This window comes from Rhodococcus sp. KB6, from assembly GCF_001445685.1.
GTDB lineage: Bacteria > Actinomycetota > Actinomycetes > Mycobacteriales > Mycobacteriaceae > Rhodococcus_F > Rhodococcus_F qingshengii.
Map to the genome: position 1 here is coordinate 467,065 of NZ_LNAK01000134.1, position 22,455 is coordinate 489,519.

General features: G+C 63.0%; 22 protein-coding genes. 12 read left to right on the plus strand and 10 right to left on the minus strand.

The genetic code is table 11. From position 1 onward, the window contains the following. Positions 1 to 273 precede the first annotated feature (273 nt). On the plus strand, positions 274 to 576 hold the full coding sequence (locus ASU23_RS22110) for a DUF4193 domain-containing protein (protein WP_003942593.1): 303 nt from the start codon (positions 274 to 276) through the stop codon (positions 574 to 576). An 80-nt stretch (positions 577 to 656) separates the two neighbouring features. Here ASU23_RS22110 and ASU23_RS22115 read toward each other — a convergent pair whose 3' ends face one another. Beyond that, entirely contained in the window at positions 657 to 1,154 is a 498-nt protein-coding gene (locus tag ASU23_RS22115) for a DUF3093 domain-containing protein (RefSeq protein ID WP_003942596.1), read from the minus strand. A 41-nt stretch (positions 1,155 to 1,195) separates the two neighbouring features. Between ASU23_RS22115 and dut the strand changes: the two genes are divergently transcribed. Continuing rightward, positions 1,196 to 1,690: a dUTP diphosphatase gene (dut, locus tag ASU23_RS22120; protein ID WP_058038714.1), complete on the plus strand. Its 495-nt coding sequence runs from the start codon at positions 1,196 to 1,198 to the stop codon at positions 1,688 to 1,690. Between the two features lie 3 nt (positions 1,691 to 1,693). Beyond that, a complete protein-coding gene (locus tag ASU23_RS22125) occupies positions 1,694 to 2,533 on the plus strand; it encodes a DUF3710 domain-containing protein (RefSeq protein WP_003942585.1) in 840 nt (279 codons plus the stop codon). Between the two features lie 11 nt (positions 2,534 to 2,544). Here ASU23_RS22125 and ASU23_RS22130 read toward each other — a convergent pair whose 3' ends face one another. Beyond that, on the minus strand, positions 2,545 to 3,270 hold the full coding sequence (locus ASU23_RS22130; RefSeq protein ID WP_058038715.1) for an alpha/beta fold hydrolase: 726 nt from the start codon (positions 3,268 to 3,270) through the stop codon (positions 2,545 to 2,547). Between the two features lie 138 nt (positions 3,271 to 3,408). On the opposite strand from ASU23_RS22130, the gene ASU23_RS22135 reads away from it, so the two are divergent. Next, positions 3,409 to 3,783, plus strand: a complete 375-nt coding sequence (locus ASU23_RS22135; RefSeq protein WP_030536883.1) for an OB-fold nucleic acid binding domain-containing protein — start codon at positions 3,409 to 3,411, stop codon at positions 3,781 to 3,783. Between the two features lie 52 nt (positions 3,784 to 3,835). After that, positions 3,836 to 4,549 (plus strand): DUF3159 domain-containing protein, encoded by a 714-nt coding sequence (locus tag ASU23_RS22140; RefSeq protein ID WP_003942611.1) that lies wholly within the window; start codon positions 3,836 to 3,838, stop codon positions 4,547 to 4,549. Here the strand turns inward: ASU23_RS22140 and ASU23_RS22145 are convergent. From ASU23_RS22145 to ASU23_RS22155, 3 genes are all read right to left on the minus strand, one after another. Continuing rightward, a complete protein-coding gene (locus ASU23_RS22145; protein WP_003942641.1) occupies positions 4,542 to 4,835 on the minus strand; it encodes a GNAT family N-acetyltransferase in 294 nt (97 codons plus the stop codon). The genes ASU23_RS22140 and ASU23_RS22145 overlap by 8 nt on opposite strands. A gap of 33 nt (positions 4,836 to 4,868) precedes the next feature. Then, the gene (locus ASU23_RS22150; RefSeq protein WP_003942632.1) at positions 4,869 to 5,531 is read right to left on the minus strand and encodes a TrkA family potassium uptake protein; all 663 of its coding nucleotides are present in this window, start codon (positions 5,529 to 5,531) and stop codon (positions 4,869 to 4,871) included. Positions 5,532 to 5,617: 86 nt separating this feature from the next. Beyond that, positions 5,618 to 6,283 (minus strand): TrkA family potassium uptake protein, encoded by a 666-nt coding sequence (locus ASU23_RS22155; protein WP_003942587.1) that lies wholly within the window; start codon positions 6,281 to 6,283, stop codon positions 5,618 to 5,620. A 171-nt stretch (positions 6,284 to 6,454) separates the two neighbouring features. On the opposite strand from ASU23_RS22155, the gene ASU23_RS22160 reads away from it, so the two are divergent. The 4 genes from ASU23_RS22160 to ASU23_RS22175 all read left to right on the plus strand — a co-directional run bounded on the left by ASU23_RS22160 (position 6,455) and on the right by ASU23_RS22175 (position 12,061). Continuing rightward, a complete protein-coding gene (locus tag ASU23_RS22160; RefSeq protein ID WP_007732857.1) occupies positions 6,455 to 8,449 on the plus strand; it encodes an APC family permease in 1,995 nt (664 codons plus the stop codon). Between the two features lie 48 nt (positions 8,450 to 8,497). Further along, positions 8,498 to 9,766 carry a class I SAM-dependent RNA methyltransferase gene (locus ASU23_RS22165; protein WP_058038716.1) on the plus strand — a complete coding sequence of 423 codons (1,269 nt, stop codon included), beginning with the start codon at positions 8,498 to 8,500 and terminating at the stop codon, positions 9,764 to 9,766. 154 nt (positions 9,767 to 9,920) lie between these two features. Continuing rightward, positions 9,921 to 10,409: a MarR family winged helix-turn-helix transcriptional regulator gene (locus tag ASU23_RS22170; protein WP_003942624.1), complete on the plus strand. Its 489-nt coding sequence runs from the start codon at positions 9,921 to 9,923 to the stop codon at positions 10,407 to 10,409. Between the two features lie 74 nt (positions 10,410 to 10,483). Continuing rightward, the gene (locus tag ASU23_RS22175; RefSeq protein ID WP_047269338.1) at positions 10,484 to 12,061 is read left to right on the plus strand and encodes an MDR family MFS transporter; all 1,578 of its coding nucleotides are present in this window, start codon (positions 10,484 to 10,486) and stop codon (positions 12,059 to 12,061) included. Between the two features lie 51 nt (positions 12,062 to 12,112). Here the strand turns inward: ASU23_RS22175 and ASU23_RS22180 are convergent, their stop codons facing one another. After that, positions 12,113 to 12,778 (minus strand): SIMPL domain-containing protein, encoded by a 666-nt coding sequence (locus ASU23_RS22180; RefSeq protein ID WP_003942616.1) that lies wholly within the window; start codon positions 12,776 to 12,778, stop codon positions 12,113 to 12,115. Between the two features lie 9 nt (positions 12,779 to 12,787). Beyond that, positions 12,788 to 14,614, minus strand: coding sequence for a glutaminase A (gene glsA / locus ASU23_RS22185; protein ID WP_003942619.1), 1,827 nt, complete (start codon positions 14,612 to 14,614; stop codon positions 12,788 to 12,790). A 252-nt stretch (positions 14,615 to 14,866) separates the two neighbouring features. On the opposite strand from glsA, the gene dxs reads away from it, so the two are divergent. Beyond that, on the plus strand, positions 14,867 to 16,813 hold the full coding sequence (gene dxs, locus ASU23_RS22190) for a 1-deoxy-D-xylulose-5-phosphate synthase (RefSeq protein WP_058038717.1): 1,947 nt from the start codon (positions 14,867 to 14,869) through the stop codon (positions 16,811 to 16,813). Between the two features lie 97 nt (positions 16,814 to 16,910). Here the strand turns inward: dxs and ASU23_RS22195 are convergent, their stop codons facing one another. The 3 genes from ASU23_RS22195 to ASU23_RS22205 all read right to left on the minus strand — a co-directional run bounded on the left by ASU23_RS22195 (position 16,911) and on the right by ASU23_RS22205 (position 20,094). After that, complete coding sequence (locus ASU23_RS22195; RefSeq protein ID WP_007732869.1) at positions 16,911 to 18,353, minus strand: sugar porter family MFS transporter; 1,443 nt, start codon at positions 18,351 to 18,353, stop codon at positions 16,911 to 16,913. 213 nt (positions 18,354 to 18,566) lie between these two features. Beyond that, on the minus strand, positions 18,567 to 19,037 hold the full coding sequence (locus ASU23_RS22200) for an SRPBCC family protein (protein ID WP_242692391.1): 471 nt from the start codon (positions 19,035 to 19,037) through the stop codon (positions 18,567 to 18,569). Positions 19,038 to 19,077: 40 nt separating this feature from the next. Beyond that, positions 19,078 to 20,094: an iron-siderophore ABC transporter substrate-binding protein gene (locus ASU23_RS22205; protein ID WP_007732870.1), complete on the minus strand. Its 1,017-nt coding sequence runs from the start codon at positions 20,092 to 20,094 to the stop codon at positions 19,078 to 19,080. A gap of 124 nt (positions 20,095 to 20,218) precedes the next feature. Between ASU23_RS22205 and ASU23_RS22210 the strand changes: the two genes are divergently transcribed. Beyond that, positions 20,219 to 20,770 carry a TetR/AcrR family transcriptional regulator gene (locus ASU23_RS22210; protein WP_003942617.1) on the plus strand — a complete coding sequence of 184 codons (552 nt, stop codon included), beginning with the start codon at positions 20,219 to 20,221 and terminating at the stop codon, positions 20,768 to 20,770. 102 nt (positions 20,771 to 20,872) lie between these two features. Further along, positions 20,873 to 22,444, plus strand: coding sequence for a GMC oxidoreductase (locus ASU23_RS22215; RefSeq protein ID WP_082661446.1), 1,572 nt, complete (start codon positions 20,873 to 20,875; stop codon positions 22,442 to 22,444). The last annotated feature ends 11 nt before the right edge of the window (positions 22,445 to 22,455 follow it).

The following is a 22,455-nucleotide window of genomic DNA, read 5'->3' on the forward strand; positions in this document are numbered from 1 at the left end:
TTCCGATTCGGTTACTACTTTCGTGCTCACGTCGGCTACTGTCTGGCGGCCCAGGTCGTTCAACTGGGCATCGGCCGGACGCCGAAATGACAACCAAATGAGGCGCAGATCACGTTCTCGGAAGGAACTTCCGGGCACTAATTCCGGTCCTGCAGCGTTATGCAGCGACAGGGAATGATCTGGATGCCACGGCGGTTTCCATGCGCATCAAGGATCTACCGGATTCTCGGCGCACACGGGACCGGGATACACGAAGAGGATGGGGTAGACGAGATGGCAACTGACTACGACGCACCGAGGCGTACAGAGTCCGACGAGGTTTCGGAGGACTCGCTCGAGGAGCTGAAGGCGCGACGCAACGAAGCGCAGTCAGCCGTCGTCGACATCGACGAGACGGACACCGCGGAGTCCTTCGAGCTGCCGGGTGCCGACCTTTCCGGCGAGGAACTCTCGGTTCGAGTTGTTCCGAAGCAGGCAGACGAGTTCACGTGTTCGAGCTGCTTCCTGGTTCATCACCGCAGCCGCCTGGCCAGTGATGCCAACGGACAGCTCGTATGCATGGACTGCGCTGCCTGATCTCCCTTCCCGGTGGTCGACCCGTCAGCGCGAGGGTCGACCAAGGGTCGGGAAGTACTGCTTTGCTGTGACCGCGCTGGTCAGAGATCCAGCGCAGCCAGCAGATCAGCGGGACGACGTGTGCTCACCAACCAGTACGGCGTGGGATCCTCCGGGTCGTCGAGCACGATCAACACCATTGTCTTGACCCATGGGCGATGCTGGACGAACGCCGACGGATCGAGTTGGCGCCCCATCGCAGCACTCTTCGCGGAAGCCGGCACTGCTGCCGCCCGTGAAATCAATTCGACCGGCAGGTGGGCTCTACCCACGTGCAGTTCCTTCACCCCTGCTGTCTCCACCACCTCGACGCGCATCCGGCTGAGCCAGAATGCCGCCCAGATCGGGATCGGGAGTAGTACGACGTACGCCAGGTACGAGAGAAGCCCCGGGCGGCCCATGTGGACCTCGGCCGCGAGGAGTCCGGCTACGGCCAACCCGGCGATCCACCACCAGATCGGCACCCACAGGCGCTCGGAGTACAGCGTCGTGGACGGGGGCGTTGTGGTGGCGACGTCAGGTCGAGATGTTTCGGGCACCTGTCAAGGATAGTCCGTCGCTACGAGTAGTCTTGGCCCACGTGAGCGACCATCTCTCCATCGCCTTGAAGCGACTGGATCCAGACCTGCCCGTTCCACAGCGTGCGCATCCCGGAGATGCGGGTGTGGATCTGTGCTCCACCAGCGACGTCACCATCGAACCCGGACACCGAACACTGGTCGGAACGGGGATCGCGATCGCTTTGCCGGTGGGCACCGTCGGGTTGATCCATCCGCGTTCCGGACTCGCCGCCAAATCGGGACTGTCGATCGTGAATGCGCCCGGAACCGTGGACGCGGGATACCGGGGCGAACTCAAGGTCTGCTTGATCAATCTCGATCCGGCCACAGCCATCGACATCCGCCGCGGTGACCGAATCGCTCAGCTCTTGGTTCAACGAGTCGAACTTCCGGTTTTCGAGGAAGTCGAATCGCTGGACGACACGACCAGAGGAACCGGAGGCTACGGTTCCAGCGGCGGGCACGCGATACTCGATACCGATGCGCCTGGCGCGGTAGTCGGAGAGGGAGTCTGAATCATGTTCGGACGCAAGAAGAAGACAGACGTCGACGAGGAAACCACCAGCTTCTTCGGTGACGAGAACGACGAGTCGGTGGAGATCGACGAGGTCGAAGACGATCTCGAAGTCACCGGCGACGAGTTCGGTGACGAATCGGAAGGCCCTTACGACATCTCGGAGATCGATTCCGACGATCCGACGGCAGGCCGTGACGGTCAGCGTCTTGATCTCGGTTCCGTTCTGGTGCCGATGCCGACCGGCGGGCAGTTGCAGGTCGAGATGGCGCCCAACGGTTCGCCGCAGGCCGTGCACCTGGTCACCGAGCACGGCCGCATCACGGTTGCTGCCTACGCCGCCCCGAAATCGCCCGGTCAGTGGCGTGAGGTCGTTGCCGAGCTCGCGCAGTCGCTTCGCGACGACAATTCCGCGGTGAGCGTCGAGAACGGCCCGTGGGGCCGTGAACTGGCTGCTGTGACGGCCAACATGGACCTGCGGTTCATCGGCGTCGACGGTCCCCGGTGGATGGTGCGCTGCGTGGTCGCGGGTCCGAGTGGATCCACCGCCGCGAACGCTCCTCTGGTGGCAATCGCACGGGACATCTTGCGTGACACCGTCGTCAACCGAGGATCAGAGCCGCATCCGGTGCGGACACCGCTGCCCGTGGTGCTCCCGCAGGTGCTCGCCGAGCAGTTGGCGGCCGCACACGAGCAGCAGTTGGCGGCAGCGCAGCAGCAACAGGTCGCCGCCCAGCAGCAACAGCAGTCAGCACCGCCCGCTCCGCCGGCACCTCCAGCACGGCCGACCCCGCCGCCTCGTAGCGGCGAATCCGGTTCTGCCATGCAGCAATTGGGTCAGTAACAGAATTTTCTTCAGGCGCTCGCGGTGGTATCGGATTCGATCGCCGCGAGCGCTTTGATGCAGGTGGACCCGAGAATCGCGGGGTCGCGCCCGATCATGTCGAGCGTCGTCGTGGCGACTGCGCCGCGGGGGAGTGAAGCCGCCCAGGCCTGCGCCACTGACGCGGGATGAACCGGATCGTCCACCGCCGACGCAATGCCGACCGGAACGCCTACCGCCCGTAGCGCGCTCTCGCCGAGTGAGTGGTACGACGCCGCCTCGTCGAGCGCAGCCGGGAGATCGGGCCACTGAGAGCGCCAGGAGCGCTCGAGTTCGGCTCCGAGCCACGCCGGACTCGACGCGAGCATCGCAGCGATCACCGACTCCAAGCCTTCGGAGCGCAGTTGCCCGGCGGTGAACCGCGCGCTCGCTGCTGCGGGGGCGTCGTCGGCCGAGCCCGTCCAGGCCGGAAGCGCTGCCAACACACTCACCGTTCGATCGGGATTGTCGGCGGCCCACTGGAGTGCAACGGCCGCTCCGATCGAGACCCCTCCGACGATGATTCGGCCGTGCGTGTCCGCGGCTCTGTCCATCGCGTCCAGATAGCCGTCCACGACACGCCGAGGGTCCGGTTCAATTGCGATGATGCGCACACCCAGAGCCTCCAGCGGCGCCCGGAATGCGCGGTCCGCGAAGTGGGCGTCAGAGCCTGTACCTGGGAGAACGACGGCAACGGTCGCCGATTCAGAGTTCTGCATCTCTTGATCTTGCCCGGTGCCCCCGAGACGCGGACTGACCGGTGTGGTTACACGCTCGTAATGGGTCTACAGTGGCGATCACACAGCCCTTCACGTGACGCGAAACCCTTGCGTCACACATGTTCGCAGGAGCGCGCAATGGCACCCGCCGCCGCAGGATATTTTCGTCGACTGACCCAGCGTCTGACCGAGGACGTCGACCAGTTGGACGCCCAGGAGATGGCCGAGTCCAACAAGGCTTCCGGAGGTCAGAAGGCATGCGATTGTCGTCGCGGTGAAGAAGTCACGATGGTGGGCCGACTCCGCAGCGTCGACGCGTGTCCCAAGTCGGGAAATGCCAGCATCGAGGCCGAGTTCTTCGATGGCACCGAGATGATCAATCTCGTCTGGATCGGGCGTCGCCGGATCCCGGGAATCGAGACCGGTAAGACCCTGCTGATCCGCGGTCGTGTGGGCGAGCGTGACGGTCGCAAGGCGATCTTCAACCCTTACTACGAACTGCGCGGCGAATAGGCGCGTTTCCCGCATTTACCGTGCAACTCGGTGACTGTGGCACCCTCGACAGGTGACTGAAACACAACAGCGATCGGTAATCGACCAACTCGGCGGGCTGAGTGGTCTGATCTATTCGTCTTTGCCGATTCTGATTTTTGTCCCGGTCAACAGCATCTGGAATCTCACCGCGGCAATCTGGGCCGCATTGGGCGTCGCTGTCGCTATCGCGGCCTGGCGCCTCTTCCGCAAGGATTCCCTCCAACCCGCTATTTCCGGTTTTCTCGGAGTCGGAGTTTCCGCATTCATCGCCTACCGCACCGGCGACGCCAAAGGATATTTCCTCTTCGGTATCTACACGAGCCTCGCCTACGGTGCGGTCTTCCTGATTTCCATCCTCGTGCGCTGGCCCCTCGTCGGAATCATCTGGGGTTATCTCAACGGGCACGGCAATCTCTGGCGCAAGCACAGCTCCGCCGTCCGGCTCTACGACGTCGCGACGGCAGCGTGGGCGCTGGTCTTCGGTGCGCGGTATCTCGTTCAGTCACAGCTCTACGACACCGACCACACCGGATGGCTCGCAGTCGCGCGTATCGGCATGGGGTGGCCGTTGACCGGTTTGGTGCTGCTCGTGACGGTCTGGGCTGTGCGTAAGGCCGATCGCATCGTCGAGCCTGAACCGGTTGTGGAGCCCGAAAGCAGCGAGCCCACCGCCACGGACGCAGGGTCCGAAGAGGTGGGCTCGGTGAATCTGACGAAGCCGCGCGAAGACCGCGATCTCAGCTGATCAGGTCCTGGTACTCGGGGTGCTTGTCGAGGAACTTCACGACGTACGGGCACACCGGATGAACCTTGAGGCCGCGTGCTCGTAGGTCGTCCAGAGCCTGGCGGACGAGAACCCCGGCCAATCCGAAACCTTCGAAGGCGGGGTAGATCTCGGTGTGGTTGAACGAGACGACGTCACCGGAGGTGGTGTAGTCCTCGATCCCGGCGAGGTCGCCGTCGGCATGGATCTCGTACCGGCTCTGGGCCGGATTGTCGGTGACTACGGTGTTTTCGGGCGCTTGTGCCATGTGATTCCCTTTCGTCGTCAGTGTGTTCGTCGGTCAATTCTCCAGGCGGAGTGCAACGCGCAACTGATCCTCGGCGTCGACGGCCGCAACGAAGAGCAGTTCGTCCCCGCCTTCGATGGGATCGTCCATCTGCGGGACGATCACGCGTCCGCCACGCAGGATGGTGACCAGTGCGCAGTCTCGCGGAAGTTCGAGTTTCTTGACGGCTTTTCCGGCAAGAGGTGTGTTGTCGGGCAACGTGATCTCGACGAGGTTGGCCTGTCCCTGCCGCAGTGTCATCAGTTTGACCAGGTCACCGACCGAGACGGCCTCTTCGACGAGCGAAGCGAGCATCCGCGGTGTCGAGACGGCGACGTCCACGCCCCAGGACTCGTCGAAGAGCCACTCGTTGCGGGGATCGTTGACGCGGGCGACAACTCGGCGAACACCGAACTCGGTTTTCGCGAGCAGACTGAGGACCAGGTTTGCCTTGTCGTCTCCGGTCGCGGCAATCACGACCTCGTACGACTCCATCGACGCGTCCTCGAGTCTGCTGAGTTCGCAGGCGTCCGCGTGCACCCACTTCGCCTCGGGCACCGACTCCGGTTCGATGTGATCGAGTTTGCGTTCGATCAGCATGACGTCATGTGAGCTTCGAATCAGCTCTCGCGCAATGGAACGGCCTACGGCGCCGGCTCCGGCGATGGCGACCTTCATCGAGAACTTCCAATCACGTTGTAGTGCAACACAGTCGCAGTCTTGTTGTGGGGGGCGGCGTACGGATCAGTCATCTGCGGCCTCCCTCAGTCGTCGCTCGGCGGCGGGTTGCCGGCCAGTGCGACAGCTTCGGCGACGGTTCCCGACACGGCGGCGATGTAGACCTGATCGTCGGCCTGGATGACAGTCTTGCGGTCGGGGAGAATGCCGGTCCCGAAGCGGATGATGAAGGCGACTCTCGAACTGGTCGCGCCCTCGAGGAGCGCGATCGGCTTGCCCGCCCAATCCTCGTGCAGGGCAAGTTCGGTGATGGCGACAGTGCCCGAAGGATCGCGCCACTTCGCAGTCTGACTTTCCTTGGTCAACGTGTGCAGGAAACGATCCGTCGACCACGGCACGGTGGCGACCGTGGGAATGCCGAGTCGCTCGTAAACGGCGGCACGCTTGGCGTCGTAAATACGTGCGACGACGCGTTCGACGCCGAAAGTCTCGCGTGCGACTCGCGCTGCGATGATGTTGGAATTGTCTCCCGAGGACACCGCGGCAAAGGCGTCGGCCCGCTCGATTCCCGCCCGGACCAGCACGTCACGGTCGAACCCCATTCCCAGAACCTTGGTTCCCGGGAAGTCGAGATCGAGACGCAGAAACGCACTCTGATCGCGGTCGATGACGGCGACCTCATGTCCGATCCTGGTCAGAGACGCGGCGAGGGAAGAACCCACTCGACCGCACCCCATGATGACGACATACACGCCCTACTCCGTTCATGGACCCTCATGGCGCGATTGCACGCCGAATCGAACGGTACAGCCCCTCACGGGAAGAGCAAGTACAACGGTCGCTCGCGTGCCGGTTGTCACGACAAAAGGTGAAGTTGGGGCTCTGATGACTCCGAATCGGGCGAGACGGCTTACGCTTTGCACGTGTCTAAGCTCTCGACCGCTACCAAGCGGCTCCTGCTCGGTCGGCCGTTCCGAAGCGACAAACTCGGGCACACGCTGCTACCCAAGCGAATTGCACTACCGGTCTTCGCGTCCGACGCGATGTCGTCCGTCGCGTATGCCCCCGAAGAAATCTTCCTGGTTCTCTCCGTCGCGGGTATTTCCGCGTATGCGTACACCCCCTGGATCGGATTGTCCGTCGCCATCGTCATGGCTGTGGTGGTGGCGAGCTACCGCCAGAACGTCCACGCATACCCCTCCGGTGGCGGCGACTACGAGGTCGCGACGGTCAACCTCGGCCCGACCGCCGGTCTGACCGTCGGTAGTGCGCTGATGGTCGACTACGTGCTGACGGTCGCCGTGTCGATCTCGTCGGCGGCGTCGAACATCGGCTCGGCTCTGCCGTTCGTCGCGCAGCACAAGGTGTTGTTCGCGGTTGCGGCGATCGTGTTGCTGACCGCGGTCAACCTTCGCGGTATCCGTGAATCGGGGACCGCGTTCGCAATTCCGACCTACGCATTCATCGTCGGCATGTTCCTGATGCTCGGGTGGGGATTCTTCCGGATCTACGTCCTCGGTGAGGATGTGCACGCGGAATCGTCGTCGTTCACGCTCAACGCCGAGGATTCGCATCTGTACGGAATTGCCTTCGCGTTCCTGATCGCCCGCGCATTCTCCTCGGGCTGTGCCGCACTGACCGGCGTCGAGGCCATCAGCAACGGCGTACCGGCGTTCCAGAAGCCGAAGTCGCGCAACGCTGCCACGACCTTGCTGCTGCTCGGGTCGATCGCCATCGTCCTGCTGATGGGCATCATCATCCTGGCTCAGAAGATCGGCATCGTCTACGCACACAATCCGCAGGAACAGCTGGTCGGAGCGCCGGAGGGCTACCATCAGAAGACCTTGATCGCGCAGATCGCCGAAGCCGTGTTCAGTGGTTTCCCGATCGGTTTCTTCTTCATGGCGATCGTCACGGCACTGATCCTGGTTCTGGCCGCGAACACCGCGTTCAACGGATTTCCGGTACTCGGATCGATCCTGGCGCAGGATCGGTACCTACCGCGTCAGCTGCACACGCGCGGCGACCGACTGGCATTCAGCAACGGAATCCTCTTCCTCTCCGGTGCTGCCATCGCATTCGTCGTGGTGTTCGGCGCCGAGGTCACCAAGCTCATCCAGTTGTACATCGTCGGCGTCTTCGTCTCGTTCGTGCTCAGCCAGACGGGCATGATCAAGCACTGGACTCGGCATCTGAAGTCCGAGACCGACAAGGCGCAACGGGCCCGTATGCAGCGCTCGCGAGTGATCAATTCGATCGGTCTGGCAATGACTGCCACCGTCTTGATCATCGTTCTGATCACCAAGTTCGCTGCCGGCGCATGGATCGCCATCGTCGCGATGGTCGCGATCTTCATCGTGATGAAGATGATCCGCAAGCACTACGACAGCGTCGCAGCCGAGCTCGAGGAGCAGGAGTGGGACGGCGTACTGCCCAGCCGCACGCACTCGATCGTGCTCGTCTCGAAGTTGCACATGCCGACGATGCGAGCTCTCGCCTACGCGCGAGCCACGCGACCGGACACCCTCGAAGCCATCACGGTCAATGTCGACGAGCCGGACACCCGTGCACTCGTGCGTGAGTGGGAGAAGAGCGACGTGACGGTTCCGCTCAAGGTGATCGAGTCGCCGTACCGCGAAATCACCAAGCCGGTTCTCGATTACGTCAAGCGTGTACGACGCGATGCTCCGCGTGACGTCGTCACCGTCTTCATTCCCGAGTACGTCGTCGGACACTGGTGGGAGCAGATCCTGCACAATCAGAGCGCGCTTCGTCTGAAGAGTCGTCTGCTTTTCCAGCCCGGCGTGATGGTGACCAGCGTTCCGTGGCAGCTGAGTTCGTCGGCAAAGGCGAAGCCGCTCGACATCGAGAAGACCGCAGGTGCCACGCGTCGCGGTTACGACACCGGCGAGAAATGATCACCGGCGAAAAATGATCGGCAACATCGAAATGGCAGGCGTAGTTCGTTGAGTGAGAATTGGACCGGACAGACCTTCGAGGTCGATCTGGGCAACCCCGGTCACGGCGGGTTCGTCGTCGCCCGGCACGAGGGGCGGGTCGTGTTCGTCCGTCACGGTTTGCCGGGGGAGCGGGCGCTGGTCCGGGTGACCGAGGACAAGGGCGGATCGTTCTGCCGCGCCGACGCGATCACCGTTCTCGACGCTTCTCCGCATCGGATCGATCCGACATGCCCGATCTCCGGCCCGGGCGGGGCGGGCTGCTGCGACTACTCGCACGCGGATCTGAGCGTCCAACGTGAGATGAAGACCTCGGTCGTGCGGGAGCAGCTTCTGCGACTGGCTCGTGTCGAATCGGACGTCGAGGTAGAGGAACTGCCCGGAACCGGAGGCGGAACGGGTTGGCGCACGCGAGTCCGGTTGGCGGTGGACGGGCACGGTGTCGCCGGATACCACGCGTACCGCAGCAACCGGATCGTCACAGACCTGCGGTGCACCCAGATCGATCAGAGCGCGTACGACGGTCTCGGCGGTGCGCAGTGGGCGCCAGGTAGCGAGCTGCAGGTCGTTCTCGACGCTGCGGGCGAGCGGCACGTCGTGGAAATCGCGGCACCCGCGGTGGCCAAGACGGGACGGCGGACGCCCGGGCGACGCGGCGCGATGGCACGCCGAGCGGCAAGCGGCGGCCCGCGAAAGACCCGAGTTGCCATCGGATCGGACACAGTGACCGAGCGCGTCGGCAGTCGAGAATGGGCGCTGGCCGCGACCGGTTTCTGGCAGGCCCATCGCGGCGCTGCGGCCGCGTACTCACAGGTGGTCGGGGAGTGGGCCGGAGCCGCTACCGCGGACACGGCCTGGGATCTCTACGGCGGTGTCGGCGTGTTCGCAGCTGTGCTCGCCGAGCTTGTCGGGCCGTCCGGCGTGGTGGAGTCCGTCGAATCTTCGGCGCGTGCAGTCGCGGACGGGCAGGCAGCGCTGTCCGATCTCGGTCAGGTGCGCTTCCACAGCGCCCGCGTCGAGAACATCATCGCGGATCTGGAGCGTTCGCCTGCTGTCGTCGTGCTCGACCCGCCACGTGCGGGGGCCGGCCGTCCGGTCGTGGAAGCTCTCGCCTCAACGGGCGCTGAGCGGATAGTCCACATCGGGTGCGACCCGGCGTCGTTCGGTCGCGATATCGGCCTCTACCTGGAGCAGGGCTTCAGAATCGGTGGCCTCCGGGCGTTCGACGCGTTCCCCCAGACTCACCACATGGAGTGCATCGCGCTCCTCGAACGCTGAGACGTCCCGAAATCTTTCCCTGAAACGGTGTGACGCTTCTCGCGTTCACAACAGTTGCTTGCATTACGCAACTAATCGTATAGTTTCGTTCTGCAAGTAGTTTTCCGTTTTCAAGTCACGGCTCGTTCGGGCCACTCGAATTCAGGGGTAGGCAATGTCGGTACAGCCGGAGACGGCCCAAGCGCTCGTCGACACGATCTTCATGTTCGGCAGATCGCTGCGAGCCGCGGTCACCACCGGTGCAGACAGCCTGCTGCCGCCTGCGCTGGTCAGTGTGTTGTTCATGCTGGCAGCGCGTGGGGAGTGCCGACAGAACGAATTGGCCGTCGATCTGTGTGTCAGTCAGTCGTCGCTCAGCCGACAAATGTCGGATCTGGTCGACGCTGGGTATGTCGAGAGAAATCCCGATCCGGCTGACAAGCGGGCGTTCCGCATCCGAGTATCGGAAGAGGGACACGACGTTTTACGGAGAACCACGCAGCGGCGTGCGGCGCGTTTGCGCAACATGCTCGAAGACTGGAGCCAGGAAGAGGCCATGGCCGCAGTGACATCGCTGCAACGTCTCAACGAGACGTTCGGCGCATCGAATCGGCAGGCCTCACCGGCAGTTCCGCACACGGGCGTAGAAAGTATTGGGAGATAAGGCACATGGCAGCAACAGTAGGAGAAACCCGGGCAAGTACCGGAGGTGACGGATCGGCTCGCGAAGCGGGCGCGATGACTCACCGCGAAATTCTCGAAGCACTCACCGGACTCATCGCAGCGCTGTTCACCGCGCTGCTCAGTAGCACCATCGTTTCCACAGCGCTTCCCACGATCATCGGTGAACTGCACGGAACTCAGACGCAGTACGCCTGGATCATCACGACAGCGTTGCTCGCCACCGCGGCGTCGACGCCGATCTGGGGCAAGCTTGCCGACCTCTACAACAAGAAGGTCCTGGTCCAGACCGCGATCGTCATCTTCGTGATCGGCTCGGTCATCGCCGGCGCGGCGCACAACGTTCCGTTGCTGCTCGGTGCGCGTGTCATCCAGGGCATCGGTATGGGCGGTCTGACCGCTCTCGTCGTAGCCATCATCGGCACGATCATCCCGCCGCGAGATCGCGGTCGCTATTCCGGATACATGGGTGCGGCCATGGCCGTCTCGATGTCCGGTGGACCGATCCTCGGCGGCGTCCTCGTGGACACTGCCGGCTGGCGCTGGTGCTTCTATGTATGTGTTCCGCTGGCAGTCATCGCATTGTTCCTGCTTCAGCGCACACTGCACGTCGAGACCGTGAAGAAGGACAACGTCTCCATCGACTGGATGGGCGCCACCTTGCTCACCGCCGGTGTCAGCGTCCTGCTGATCTGGGTTTCGTTTGCCGGTCAGGACGACTACTACGCCTGGTTCTCGAAGGAGTCGGCCTTCTTCGTCATCGGTGGTCTGGCCCTGCTCGGCCTGACGATGTTCGTCGAATCCAAGGTCAAGGATCCGATCCTGCCGATCAAGATCATCACCGAGCGCACCACGGCTCTCGCGATCATCGCCTCGATCGCAGTTGGTGTCGGCCTCTTCGGCGCGACGACGTTCCTGACGCAGTACTTCCAGACCGCACGCGGATTCGATCCCACCGAAGCCGGATTGCTCACCATTCCGATGGTCGCAGGCATGCTCGTCGCCTCGGTCGGCTCGGGCCAGCTGATCACCAAGTTCGGTCAGTGGAAGCCCTTCATCGTCGCCGGCGCAGTTCTGCTGCTGGTCGGTTTCGGGCTGCTGTCGACGATCGACCACGCAACCAGCCTGTGGACAATCGGAATCTTCATCGCCATCGTGGGTCTCGGTACCGGCATGCTGATGCAGAACATCGTTCTCGCCGTGCAGAACACGGTCAGCGTCGAGAACATCGGCGCGGCCAGCAGTATCGTGGCGTTCTTCCGCACCTTCGGCGGCGCGATCGGCGTGTCGGTGCTCGGTTCGATTCTTGCGACCCGCGTCAAGACACTGACAGTCGATTCGGTCTCCACCTTGCCGCCCGAGCAGCAGGCAGTAGCTGGCAAGAGCCTCCAGGACGGCCTCGACCTGAGCAATATGCCTGACTTCGTCTCGCAGATCGTTCGGTTCGCCTACGGCGACGCAACAGGACGGATCTTCCTGGTCGCAGCGGTCGTCGCCGTGGTCACGCTCGTGTCGGTCATCTTCATCCCGAACCGTCCGTTGCGCACCACCATCGACATGGCAACCCCCGACGCCGAGCAGAAGTTCGAAGAAGAACGCGAAGAGAAGAACGAGGAGAAGAACCTCACTCGCTGATCCGCAAGCCCGGCTGGTCTACTGCCGGCCGCGTCTTCTGAATTACTGTTGTCACGCCATAGCCCATCGAACGCGGACCGAGATCGATTCTTCGATCTCTCCGCGTTCGACGGCTATCGGGGCCGAATCCGCTTTCATCGCCGCGACACGTCCGCGCATCGGCACGATCTGGTCGAAGTCCTCGAGCACCTCGAGGACTTCGACCAGATCTTTGTCTGCCAGGTCTGCGAACTGTCTGGCCTTCGATTCGGCTGCCGTCCAGGCCAATTCGCGTGCTCTTGTCGCCAGATCGCTGCGGTCGTCGAGATCGAACTCCAGTCCGTCGAGCCGAATCGCGTCGCCACCCACCGATACACATGCCGCGATGACGGCAGCGGGGGAGTTCGCCGCTTCCGGCTCCAGCTCTCGCAGTACGACTCGGAAAGTTGTCGATGCCGTGAATCCTGTTGTCTCCTGGCGGCCTCCGTCGCTCCACTGAGTCTGCGGATGGACGCTCAGCCCGGCGGTGGTGAGGTCCGCTCCGCGCACACCGCGCGCGTGCAGGGTCTCGGTCAGCGCAGTGGACAGACGCGCGACGGCGTCGAATGCGTCGGAAACGGCCGTCTGTGTCACCGATACTCCGATCGTCAATCGCACGATGTCGGGAACAGCTGTTGCAGTGGCAGTTCCGGTCACCGTGACAGTGGACGGCTCCGAGGTGAAGGCGGTGGTGGGCACGTGTGGCTCCTATCCGATTCGTCCGGCGGATATGACACTCCGCAACATCAGGTCCAATTGCTCGTAGGCGCCCGCAGCCAGTCGTTCGAGAAGCGCAAGTTTCAACTCGGGTGCCTGTGCGGTCAGTTCTGCATATCGCTCCGGAGTCAGCACGGCCACGGTGACCGTGGAATCGGCGCGGATGTCGTTGAGGAACGGAGTGTCGAGGAACATCGTCATCTCGCCGAACGTCATTCCGGCGGAGAGCGTCGTGATGCGGTGCTCGACCCCGTGCGCGTCGGTGAACATGGTGCTGACCTGGCCACTGAGAATCAGGTAGAAGCCAGACGCCGATTCACCTCGGCGGGCGATCTTCTCGCCGCGGGCATAGGTTCGCGTCTCCAACTCTGCCGAGAATCCCTCGATCTGTGCCGCGGACAGAGCATCGAGAACTGGGTGGTCCTCGATCGAGATCGTCGACGCCTGCCGTTCGGCCTCACAATGCACCGCAAGCAGCGTGTCTTCGCACCACTGCATGGCGGAATCGAGATCCGCAAAAACCCGACCACTTCTTCTGGCGGGGTCGATGCTCGAACTTCGTTGTCCCAGCAGTCCTTGCGGATCGACGACGGCCACAGCACAAGCCTGCTCGGCCAGCTGAACCTGCAGCGCAGTGATCATGCGCACCGCGACGTCGCTGGCGTCGTCGACGCGGCGGACGTCGATGACGACAACTTCGAGGCCCTCGTCCACCGAGCCGATTTCGCGGACCGCCGATTCGGCACCGGTGAAGAGGAGATCGCCGTGCAGTTCGTAGACCCGGCTGCGCTTGCCGACGTCGTCGAGCACGGCCTGTTCGGTCGGGGTGCGTCGTACTCGCGACGGTGCTTCGATGACGCTGTATCTGGCCCGGATCGACGAGCGTGACGCCCGCGTCACGTGGAGGAAGTGCAGTTCGAGTTCCTTCGACAGTGCCCGGGCAGAAGCAACTCCGCGAACACTGTTGCCGTGAACGTCGAGCCTGGGGGAGTACACGGCGATGCCGATCTGGCCCGGCAGAACCGCCAGCACTCCGCCGCCGACACCGCTCTTGGCCGGCAATCCGACCTCTACCAGCCACTTGCCGGCGCCGTCGTACATCCCGCAGGTTGCCATGACACTGAGGACCTGTTCGACGCCTGCGGGTGCCAGCGCACGCTCGTGGGTGAGCGGATTGACGCCGTTGTTCGCCATCGTCGCAGCCATCAGACTCAGATCACGGCAGGTCACGTCGATCGAACACTGACGGAAGTACAGGTCGACGGCCTCGTCGGGATTGCCGGTGATGACGTCGAAGGATCGCAGCATGTGGCCGATCGCACGGTTGCGGTGACCGGTGCGGGCCTCGGAGGTGTAGACGGCTTCGTTGAAGGTCAGCTCGCGGCCTGCGTATCGCGAGTACGCCGAGCGGATGCGCTCGAAGCGGGCCTCGGGATTCGGTCCGGCAACCAGTGATGCAGCGGTGATCGCCCCGGCATTGATCATGGGGTTTCGTGGCCGTTCGGTGAGCGGGTCGAGGCTGATTTCGTTGAACGGCTCGCCGGATGGTTCGACGTCGATTTTCGCGGCAACCGCCTCGCTTCCTCGATCGGCGAGAGCCAAGGCGTAGGTGAAGGGCTTCGAGATCGACTGAATGGTGAACGGGATTCGCGAGTCACCGATCTCGTAGACGTAACCGTCTACGGTGGCGATGCAGATTCCGAACGAATCGGGGGCGACCGCCGCGAGTTCGGGGATGTAGTCGGCCAACTCGCCTTCGTCGAGTGATCGGACTTCGTCGAACACTCGCGTTATCAGGTCGTCGACCACAGTTCCCATACGTCGACCTTAAGCTGACATGGCGGTCGTTTTGTGGAAGAAGAGTTGCCGAGTCGATCGCGACGGATCCCATTTGTCTGTGATTGCGATCACGAGCGATCCGCGGGATTTCGCTGTTACGCGAAGTCACACCGGAATCGGGCCGAGTCCGCGTGTCGGTTCGCCGGAACGCTCCGTAGACTGGCAGCACTGTCGCGAAGACAGCCGCGGCGCGCACCGGTGCAGCTGTGAAGCACGGAGGGAGCGATCTCGTTGGGTGTTCTTGCCCGCATTCAGGGTCCTGACGATCTACGTCAGTTGAGCCACGCCGAGATGACGGAGTTGGCCGACGAGATTCGTGAGTTCCTCGTGCTGAAGGTCGCTGCGACCGGTGGTCACCTCGGGCCCAACTTGGGCGTCGTGGAGTTGACCCTCGCACTGCACCGAATTTTCGACTCGCCGCAGGACGCGATCATCTTCGACACGGGCCATCAGGCCTATGTACACAAGATCCTCACCGGTCGTCAGGATCAGTTCGACACTCTGCGTAAGCAGGGTGGACTGTCCGGGTATCCGTGCCGCGCCGAGAGCGAACACGACTGGGTCGAGTCTTCTCACGCTTCCGCCGCGTTGTCCTATGCCGACGGCCTCGCGAAGGCCTTCGCGCTGACGGGTCAGAATCGCCACGTAGTTGCCGTCGTCGGTGACGGCGCGCTGACCGGCGGAATGTGTTGGGAAGCTCTCAACAACATCGCGGCAGGCAAGGACCGTTCGGTGGTGATCGTCGTCAACGACAACGGTCGCTCGTACGCACCGACCATCGGCGGACTCGCCGACCATCTCTCGGCACTGCGCACTGCGCCGAGTTACGAGCGCGCCCTCGACAGTGGCCGACGCATGGTCAAGAGACTGCCCTGGGTGGGGCGCACCGCGTACTCCGTCCTGCACGGAATGAAGGCGGGTCTCAAAGACGCGGTCAGCCCTCAGGTCATGTTCACCGATCTGGGTATCAAGTATCTCGGACCGGTGGACGGACACGACGAAGCCGCCATGGAATCGGCATTGCGCCGGGCAAAGGCCTACGGCGGACCGGTCATCGTCCATGCCGTCACTCGTAAGGGCAACGGTTACGCACACGCCGAGAACGACGTGGCCGACCAGATGCATGCCACCGGTGTCATCGATCCCGTCACCGGTCGCGGCACCAAGTCGTCTGCGCCGGACTGGACGTCGGTCTTCTCGGCCGCGTTGATCGAGCAGGCTTCGCGTCGTGAGGACATCGTCGCCATCACCGCGGCGATGGCCGGGCCCACCGGCCTCGCGGCCTTCGGTGAGAAGTTCCCCGATCGGATCTTCGACGTCGGTATTGCAGAGCAGCATGCGATGACCTCGGCCGCCGGTCTTGCACTTGGCGGACTTCACCCCGTCGTTGCTATCTACTCGACCTTCCTCAATCGGGCTTTCGACCAGTTGTTGATGGACGTCGCTCTACTCAAGCAACCGGTCACAGTCGTGCTCGACCGCGCCGGGGTCACCGGAGTCGACGGCGCCAGCCACAACGGCGTCTGGGATCTTTCGCTGCTCGGAATCATCCCGGGGATCCGCGTCGCGGCACCGCGTGACGCAGACACGCTGCGGGAAGAGTTGGACGAGGCGCTTCTCGTCGACGACGGCCCAACCGTCGTTCGTTTCCCGAAGGGCGCTGTACCCGAAGCGATTCCGGCCGTGAAGCGACTCGACGGAATGGTCGACGTTCTCAAGTCCAGCGAGGGTGAGCGCGGCGACGTGCTCCTCGTCGCGGTGGGCCCGTTTGCATCCCTGGCACTCGAGATTGCCGAGCGGCTCGACAAGCAGGGCATCTCGGTTGCCGTCGTCGATCCGCGGTGGGTTCTGCCGGTCGCGGATTCGCTGGTGAAGATGGCGGACAAGTACGCCCTCGTGGTCACCATCGAAGACGGTGGTCTGCACGGCGGCATCGGTTCGACGGTCTCGGCCGCGATGCGGGCAGCCGGAGTGCACACGTCGTGCCGCGACATGGGCGTTCCCCAGCAGTTCCTCGATCACGCCAGCCGCGAGGCCATCCACAAGGAACTCGGACTCACGGCTCAGGACCTCTCCCGCAAGATCACCGGCTGGGTGGCGGGGATGGGCAGCGTCGGTGTCCACGTCCAGGAAGGCGCGTCCTCGGCGTCGGCTCAGGGCGAAGTCGCGCAAGGCTGACAGCTCGTCTCACGATAATCTTCACTACGATCTCGAAAAGCGGTGGCCCACGGATCAATCCGAGGGCCACCGCTTTCGGTGAAATCGTGAGAGTTCGCTACTGGACGGATTCGAGTGTGCTGCCTCGCGTTTCCTTCACGAACCTCAGGACGACGAACAGCGACAACACTGCCATGACGGCGTAGCCGGCGTAGGTGTACGACAGATTCCAATCGGCCAGTGCCGGGAACGTCCAGGACACCAGGAAGTTCGCGACCCAGTTGGTGGCGGTCGCAATTCCCACTGCTGCAGCACGCACGCGGTTGGGGAACATTTCGGAGATCAACACCCAGACGACCGGGCCCCAGGACAAGGCGAAGAAGAACACGAATGCGTTCGCCCCGATAAGAGCGATAGTGGCATTGGCTCCGGTCAGCGTGGCCACGGATTCGCCGATCTCGTTCTTGGTCACTGTTGCCGAATGGAAACAGAACGCTGCGGTGCCCAGTGAGATGGCCATACCGGCGGAACCGACCAGCAACAACGGCTTTCGACCGACCCGGTCGATGACGGCGATGGCGACGAACGTACCGACGATGTTGACCAAGGCGCTCACGACGCTGATCAGCAGGGACCGGTCAGCGCCGAATCCGACCGCCTGCCAGAGGGTGCTCGAGTAGTAGAAGATCACGTTGATGCCGACCAACTGCTGCAACGCGGCGAGTGCAATACCGACCCACACCAGATGGGAAACCCCGAGCCGCTTCGAGAAGAGTTGGCGGACTGTGGTCTTGGCTTGCTTCTCCGTCAGAGATTCGCGGATCTCGTTCATGCGTTCGGTGACGGCGTCGTGATCTCCACCTTCGAGATCGGAGATGATCTTGCGAGCACGATCGTCCTTGCCCTGCGCCACGAGGAACCGTGGAGACTCGGGAATCGTGGTTGTCATGATCAGGTACAGGACTGCGGGAACCGCCTCGAGCATCAGCATCCACTGCCAGGCTTCGAGGCCTGCGATCTGATTGCGATCACCACCGGCCGCGGCCTGGAGGGCGTAGTTGACCAACTGTGACACGGCGATTCCGAGAACGATAGCCAGTTGGTACATCGAGCCGAGACGTCCGCGAATCGCGGCGGGGGAGATCTCCGCGATGTAGGCCGGGGCGATGACTGACGCGAAACCTACTGCCAGGCCGCCGACCACGCGCCAGAACGTGAGGTCGTAGACGCTGAACGGAATTGCGGAGCCTACGGCGCCGATGATGAACAACACCGCGGCTATCTGCATGACGCGGATGCGGCCGAGTCGGTCGGCGAGTGTGCCTGCGATCCAGGCGCCGAGTGCTGCGCCGAGCAGAGTCAGTGAGACCGTGAGCCCGGTGCCCGAGGCGCCGATGTCGTACTTGTCTCGGATCGCACCGACCGCCCCGTTGATGACGGCGGTGTCGTATCCGAACAGAAAACCGCCGAGCGCGGCGGCGCCGGCGAAGAGCACTGCATGTCCGACGTCGGCGCGAGTAGCGCCTGATCCTCCGCCGGAGGCGGTTCCGCTGAATGCCATTCCTGCCCCCTCAAAGGCCCTACGGTCGACACCCCGATGCGCCGATCCATCCGCGAGCACTCTGCACGCTACGCCCACCCGGGCAGATTTGGCGGGGACTCACGCGCCGTTACCCAGCTGAGTCCATTCCCGCAGCGAATCAGCTGGACACAGTAATGCCGTATTGATTGCAGTTATTATGCAAACAATATGGTAAGTGCAGGTGAGGGCGCTTTACTCGCCCGAGCGGCGCTCGGCTTTTGCTGCGATGTCTTCGAGATCCTTCGCCATGAATTTCCGGGTCACCCGCGCGCCCAACCGACCGAATACCGCTGTGAAGATCTTCGAGATACGTGAAGTGGATTCGGATTCACCGGAGAAATACATCTCGAGGATCGTGCCTGTGGCGTCAGGCTTCAGCGTGAACCCACTCGTGTAGTTCATGCCGTGGGAGTTGGCTTTGACGACGGTGCGGGTGGGAGCCTCGACCTCGGTGACCCACATGTCCTCGGTTGCTTCCTTGCCCATCATCTTCCGAGTTTCACGCCACTTGGTGCCGACGGCGTATCCCTCTCCGGCGAGCCGTTCGATACGGATCACGCCGGAGAGGGTGTCGGCAGCGTTGTCGAGGTCCGTCAGGACCTGCCACACAGTGTCCGCCGGTGCGTTGACGTGCCTGGTTACGGAGATCGAAAGTTCGGCCATGCAGGTGAGCATAAAGACCGTGACCGACACTGCATCTTTTCTAGGCGGAGGCGCGCTTTGCGGCTTCGCTCAACGTCGGTGTGATCTGGCCGAGGACCCAAGGCGTGCTCAGGACGTTGACGTTGCTCAGTCCGCCGATGACGCGGGTGTCGCTGAGGAATGCGGTGGATCCGCGTTTGACCGCGTCGAGTCCACCGACTGCGGGTATGCCGGACGGATCACCGGAGCCGTCGGTGAAGCCGACGATCACATCGGCGTCGATGTCGGCGATGTTCTCGTAGGAGATCGTCTTGAAGAACGATCCACCTGCATTGTCCGCGGCTAGCTTCTCGACGCCCGGTGCGTTGACGAACCCGAGTTCGGTCAGCACCTGGACCCGCGGATCAGTGGGCAGATAGACGTTGATGTTGCTCGAATCGGTGTCGAAGTTGACCACTGCCAATGTCTTTCCGGCGAACTCCGGGTGGGCTGTGGCGGTATCGGCGAGAGTCGCGTCGAGGCCGTCGACGAGCTTGTCGGCCTCTTCGCTCTTGCCGACTGCCTTGCCGACGATGCGGGTCTGGTCCTGCCAGGATGTCTGCCAGGCCGCGCCGGGGTAGGCGGCCGTCGGTGCGATCTTGCTCAGTTGGTTGTAGACGGATTCCTCGAAGCCCTCGTACGGCGCGAGGATGACGTCGGGGGTCAACGACGCGATGGACTCGATCGGCGGTTCTCCGCTGGCCGGCATGTCGAAGAGCGTTGTCTTGTCCGCGTCGAAGTAGTCCTGCGCCCAGGGCATGACGCCGTTGTCGTCCGCGCCGTAGGTGTACTTGGGCTGTCCGACCGGAGTCAGATCGAGTGCGTACAGGATGTCCTGCGCGTTCCATCCGAGGGTGACGAGGCGCTCGGGCTTCGAGTCGATGGTCGTGGTGCCGAAGGTGTTCTCGATGCTGACGGGGAATCCGCCCGTACCTTGGGATGGCGTGGATGTGCCTGAATCCGAGGAGCACGAGACAAGTGCGGTGACCGCGATTGCAGCCGCACCGAGGGCAGTGAAGCCCCGAACAGAAGTTTTCATGAAGGGCAGCCTAACCTACTGAATTTCGGCAGCCAAACGAAACCGATTGTGCCGTTTATGCAGGTGGGAGTCGGATCTGGACCGCGTTTCTCAGTGCACCGTTTCGGTGGGCAATACTTTCCTCGTGCGATCACAGCAGAAGATTCTCGGCGCCGCCCTCGGACTGATCGAAGGTGGCGGATTCGAGGCTGTGAACATTGCCGCAGTTGCCACCGCGGCCGGTGTCTCGCGCCAGACGGTGTACTCGATTTTCGGCACACGTGAGGAGGTCGTCTCCCAGGCGATGGGCGGTCTCGCTGTCGAGGTTCTCGGGGAGATCACGGCACAGGTGGAGTCGGTCGACACGGCGTGTGATTACGTCGTCGAATTCATCGTTGCCGCGCGAACTGCCGTGCGTGCTCACCCGGTGCTCGCGACTCTGCTCCTCGCCGAGCGGGGAAACCCTGTCTTCGATCTCGAAATGATGAGTCGAGCAATACCTTTCGCTGGTCAGATGCTCACCCCTATGGTCGAACGTGGCCTCGCCACCGAGGCGGAGTTGGATGAGATAGTGGAAATTGCCGTGCGACTGGGGCTTTCGGTTGTTGCATTCGACAGTGACCTCGTACATTCCGACGACTCCTTGCGGGCCTTTCTCTCGAGGTGGCTCGGGCCCGCAATCCGGTCGACCTCGTAGTTCCTTGCCTGCTCCGCCAAAACCTTGACACTCGAGCGTCAGAGTGTCTAGTTTTGGCGTGCCCGGAATTCTCTGGCGACATTCTTCGAGGGAGCACCAGTCATGTCCGGAGTGAAACGTAGATCGTTCTTGGCCGGTACGGCCGCCGTGGGAGTCGCGATGATGGCGCCACGCACTGCCAGGGCTGCAACAGGGATTCCGCTGACACGTGAAGTGCACCGTGTCGTGGTTATCGGATCGGGGTTCGGCGGCGGGGTGACGGCACTTCGCCTGGCCGAGGCGGGGGTTCCGGTCACTTTGCTGGAGAGAGGGATTCGGTGGCAGACCGGGCCGAATGCCGAAACTTTCCCGCACCCCGCCAGCCCGGACAAGCGCATCCTCTGGCATCAGTCCAACCCGACTCTGTTCGGCAGGCCGGCGATCTTCGAGCCATACGCGGGTTTGTTGGAGACGGTGACCGGTGAGAACATGACCGCGATCTGCGCAGCCGGTGTGGGCGGCGGATCGCTTGTGTACCAAGGGATGACGCTGCAACCGGAAGAAGCGGTCTTCAACACGCACTTTCCGGAGGAGCTCGATTACGCACGAATGGGCCGCGTCCATTACCCGCGGGTGGCGCGGATGCTGCAAGTGGAAACTGCACCAGACGAACTGATTTCCAGCCCGAACTACGAGGCGGCACGTGTATTCGCGCGTAACGCAACGCGTTCCGGTCTACCCGTGTCGAAGATTCCGATGCCGATCGACTGGAACTTCGCGTTGGCCGAACTGAGGGGTGAGATGAAGCCGTCTTACACCAACGGTGACGGCGCGCTCGGTGTCAACAACGGTGGCAAGCATTCGGTGGATGTCACCTACATTGCGGCTGCGGAAGCGACCGGATTGGTGAATGTGGAGACTCTGCACCAGGTCACCGATGTCGAGCGGGCCGCCGACGGACGGTGGCGCGTGTACGTGGACCGGACCGACATTTCCGGCAAGATTCTCGAGAACAAGATCTTGACGACGGATGCGCTCGTGATGGCTGCAGGCAGCATGAACACCACCAAACTCCTGGTCCGCGCCGCGGCGACGGGGCGGATCACGGATCTGCCGGACGAGCTCGGCGCAGGGTGGGGGACCAATGCCGATCGGATCTACATCTGGTCGGATCTCGCCGAGAACTTCGGTGCGACGCAGGGCGGGCCGGTCGTCTACGGCAGCCGGAACTGGGACGACCCGCATAATGCGTTCACCGTCATTCAGGCGTCGTTCCCGCCCGTTGCGTTCGACGCTCACAGCACGGTGATGGTCGGATTCGGTGTGAGCGGCGACCGAGGTCGGTTCGTGTACGACTCGGCGCGGGGTGAGGCGGTGCTCCGTTGGCCGAAGGACGGGGATTCGGCGATCCAGCAAGGCCACATCGGACCTGCGGCCCAGCAGATCGCGGCAGGAGGACTGCTCACCGACACCAACGCGTTACTGCCGTCCACCTGGCATCCCCTAGGCGGTGCCTGCATGAACTCGGTGTGCGATCTTGATGGGCGGGTTCTGGGCCAGCGGGGGTTGTACGTGCTCGACGGCGCTCTGCTGCCGGGGAACTCCGCTGCGTGCAATCCGTCGATGACCATCGCCGCCGTCGCGGAGCGCGCGCTCGAGAACATCGTGAAAGACGATGTGGGAACACTCTTCTGAGCCTGCAGAAC

Excerpts from the sequence above, each read along its gene's own strand:
- ASU23_RS22110 (WP_003942593.1), top strand. The coding sequence starts at position 274 with ATGGCAACTGACTACGACGCACCGAGGCGTACAGAGTCCGACGAGGTT.
- ASU23_RS22125 (WP_003942585.1), top strand. The coding sequence starts at position 1,694 with ATGTTCGGACGCAAGAAGAAGACAGACGTCGACGAGGAAACCACCAGC.
- ASU23_RS22135 (WP_030536883.1), top strand. The coding sequence starts at position 3,409 with ATGGCACCCGCCGCCGCAGGATATTTTCGTCGACTGACCCAGCGTCTG.
- ASU23_RS22215 (WP_082661446.1), top strand. The coding sequence starts at position 20,873 with ATGTCCGGAGTGAAACGTAGATCGTTCTTGGCCGGTACGGCCGCCGTG.
- ASU23_RS22170 (WP_003942624.1), top strand. The coding sequence starts at position 9,921 with ATGTCGGTACAGCCGGAGACGGCCCAAGCGCTCGTCGACACGATCTTC.
- ASU23_RS22145 (WP_003942641.1), bottom strand. The coding sequence starts at position 4,835 with ATGGCACAAGCGCCCGAAAACACCGTAGTCACCGACAATCCGGCCCAG.
- glsA (WP_003942619.1), bottom strand. The coding sequence starts at position 14,614 with ATGGGAACTGTGGTCGACGACCTGATAACGCGAGTGTTCGACGAAGTC.
- ASU23_RS22175 (WP_047269338.1), top strand. The coding sequence starts at position 10,484 with ATGACTCACCGCGAAATTCTCGAAGCACTCACCGGACTCATCGCAGCG.
- ASU23_RS22205 (WP_007732870.1), bottom strand. The coding sequence starts at position 20,094 with ATGAAAACTTCTGTTCGGGGCTTCACTGCCCTCGGTGCGGCTGCAATC.
- ASU23_RS22200 (WP_242692391.1), bottom strand. The coding sequence starts at position 19,037 with ATGGCCGAACTTTCGATCTCCGTAACCAGGCACGTCAACGCACCGGCG.
- ASU23_RS22150 (WP_003942632.1), bottom strand. The coding sequence starts at position 5,531 with ATGAAGGTCGCCATCGCCGGAGCCGGCGCCGTAGGCCGTTCCATTGCG.
- ASU23_RS22130 (WP_058038715.1), bottom strand. The coding sequence starts at position 3,270 with ATGCAGAACTCTGAATCGGCGACCGTTGCCGTCGTTCTCCCAGGTACA.
- ASU23_RS22195 (WP_007732869.1), bottom strand. The coding sequence starts at position 18,353 with ATGGCATTCAGCGGAACCGCCTCCGGCGGAGGATCAGGCGCTACTCGC.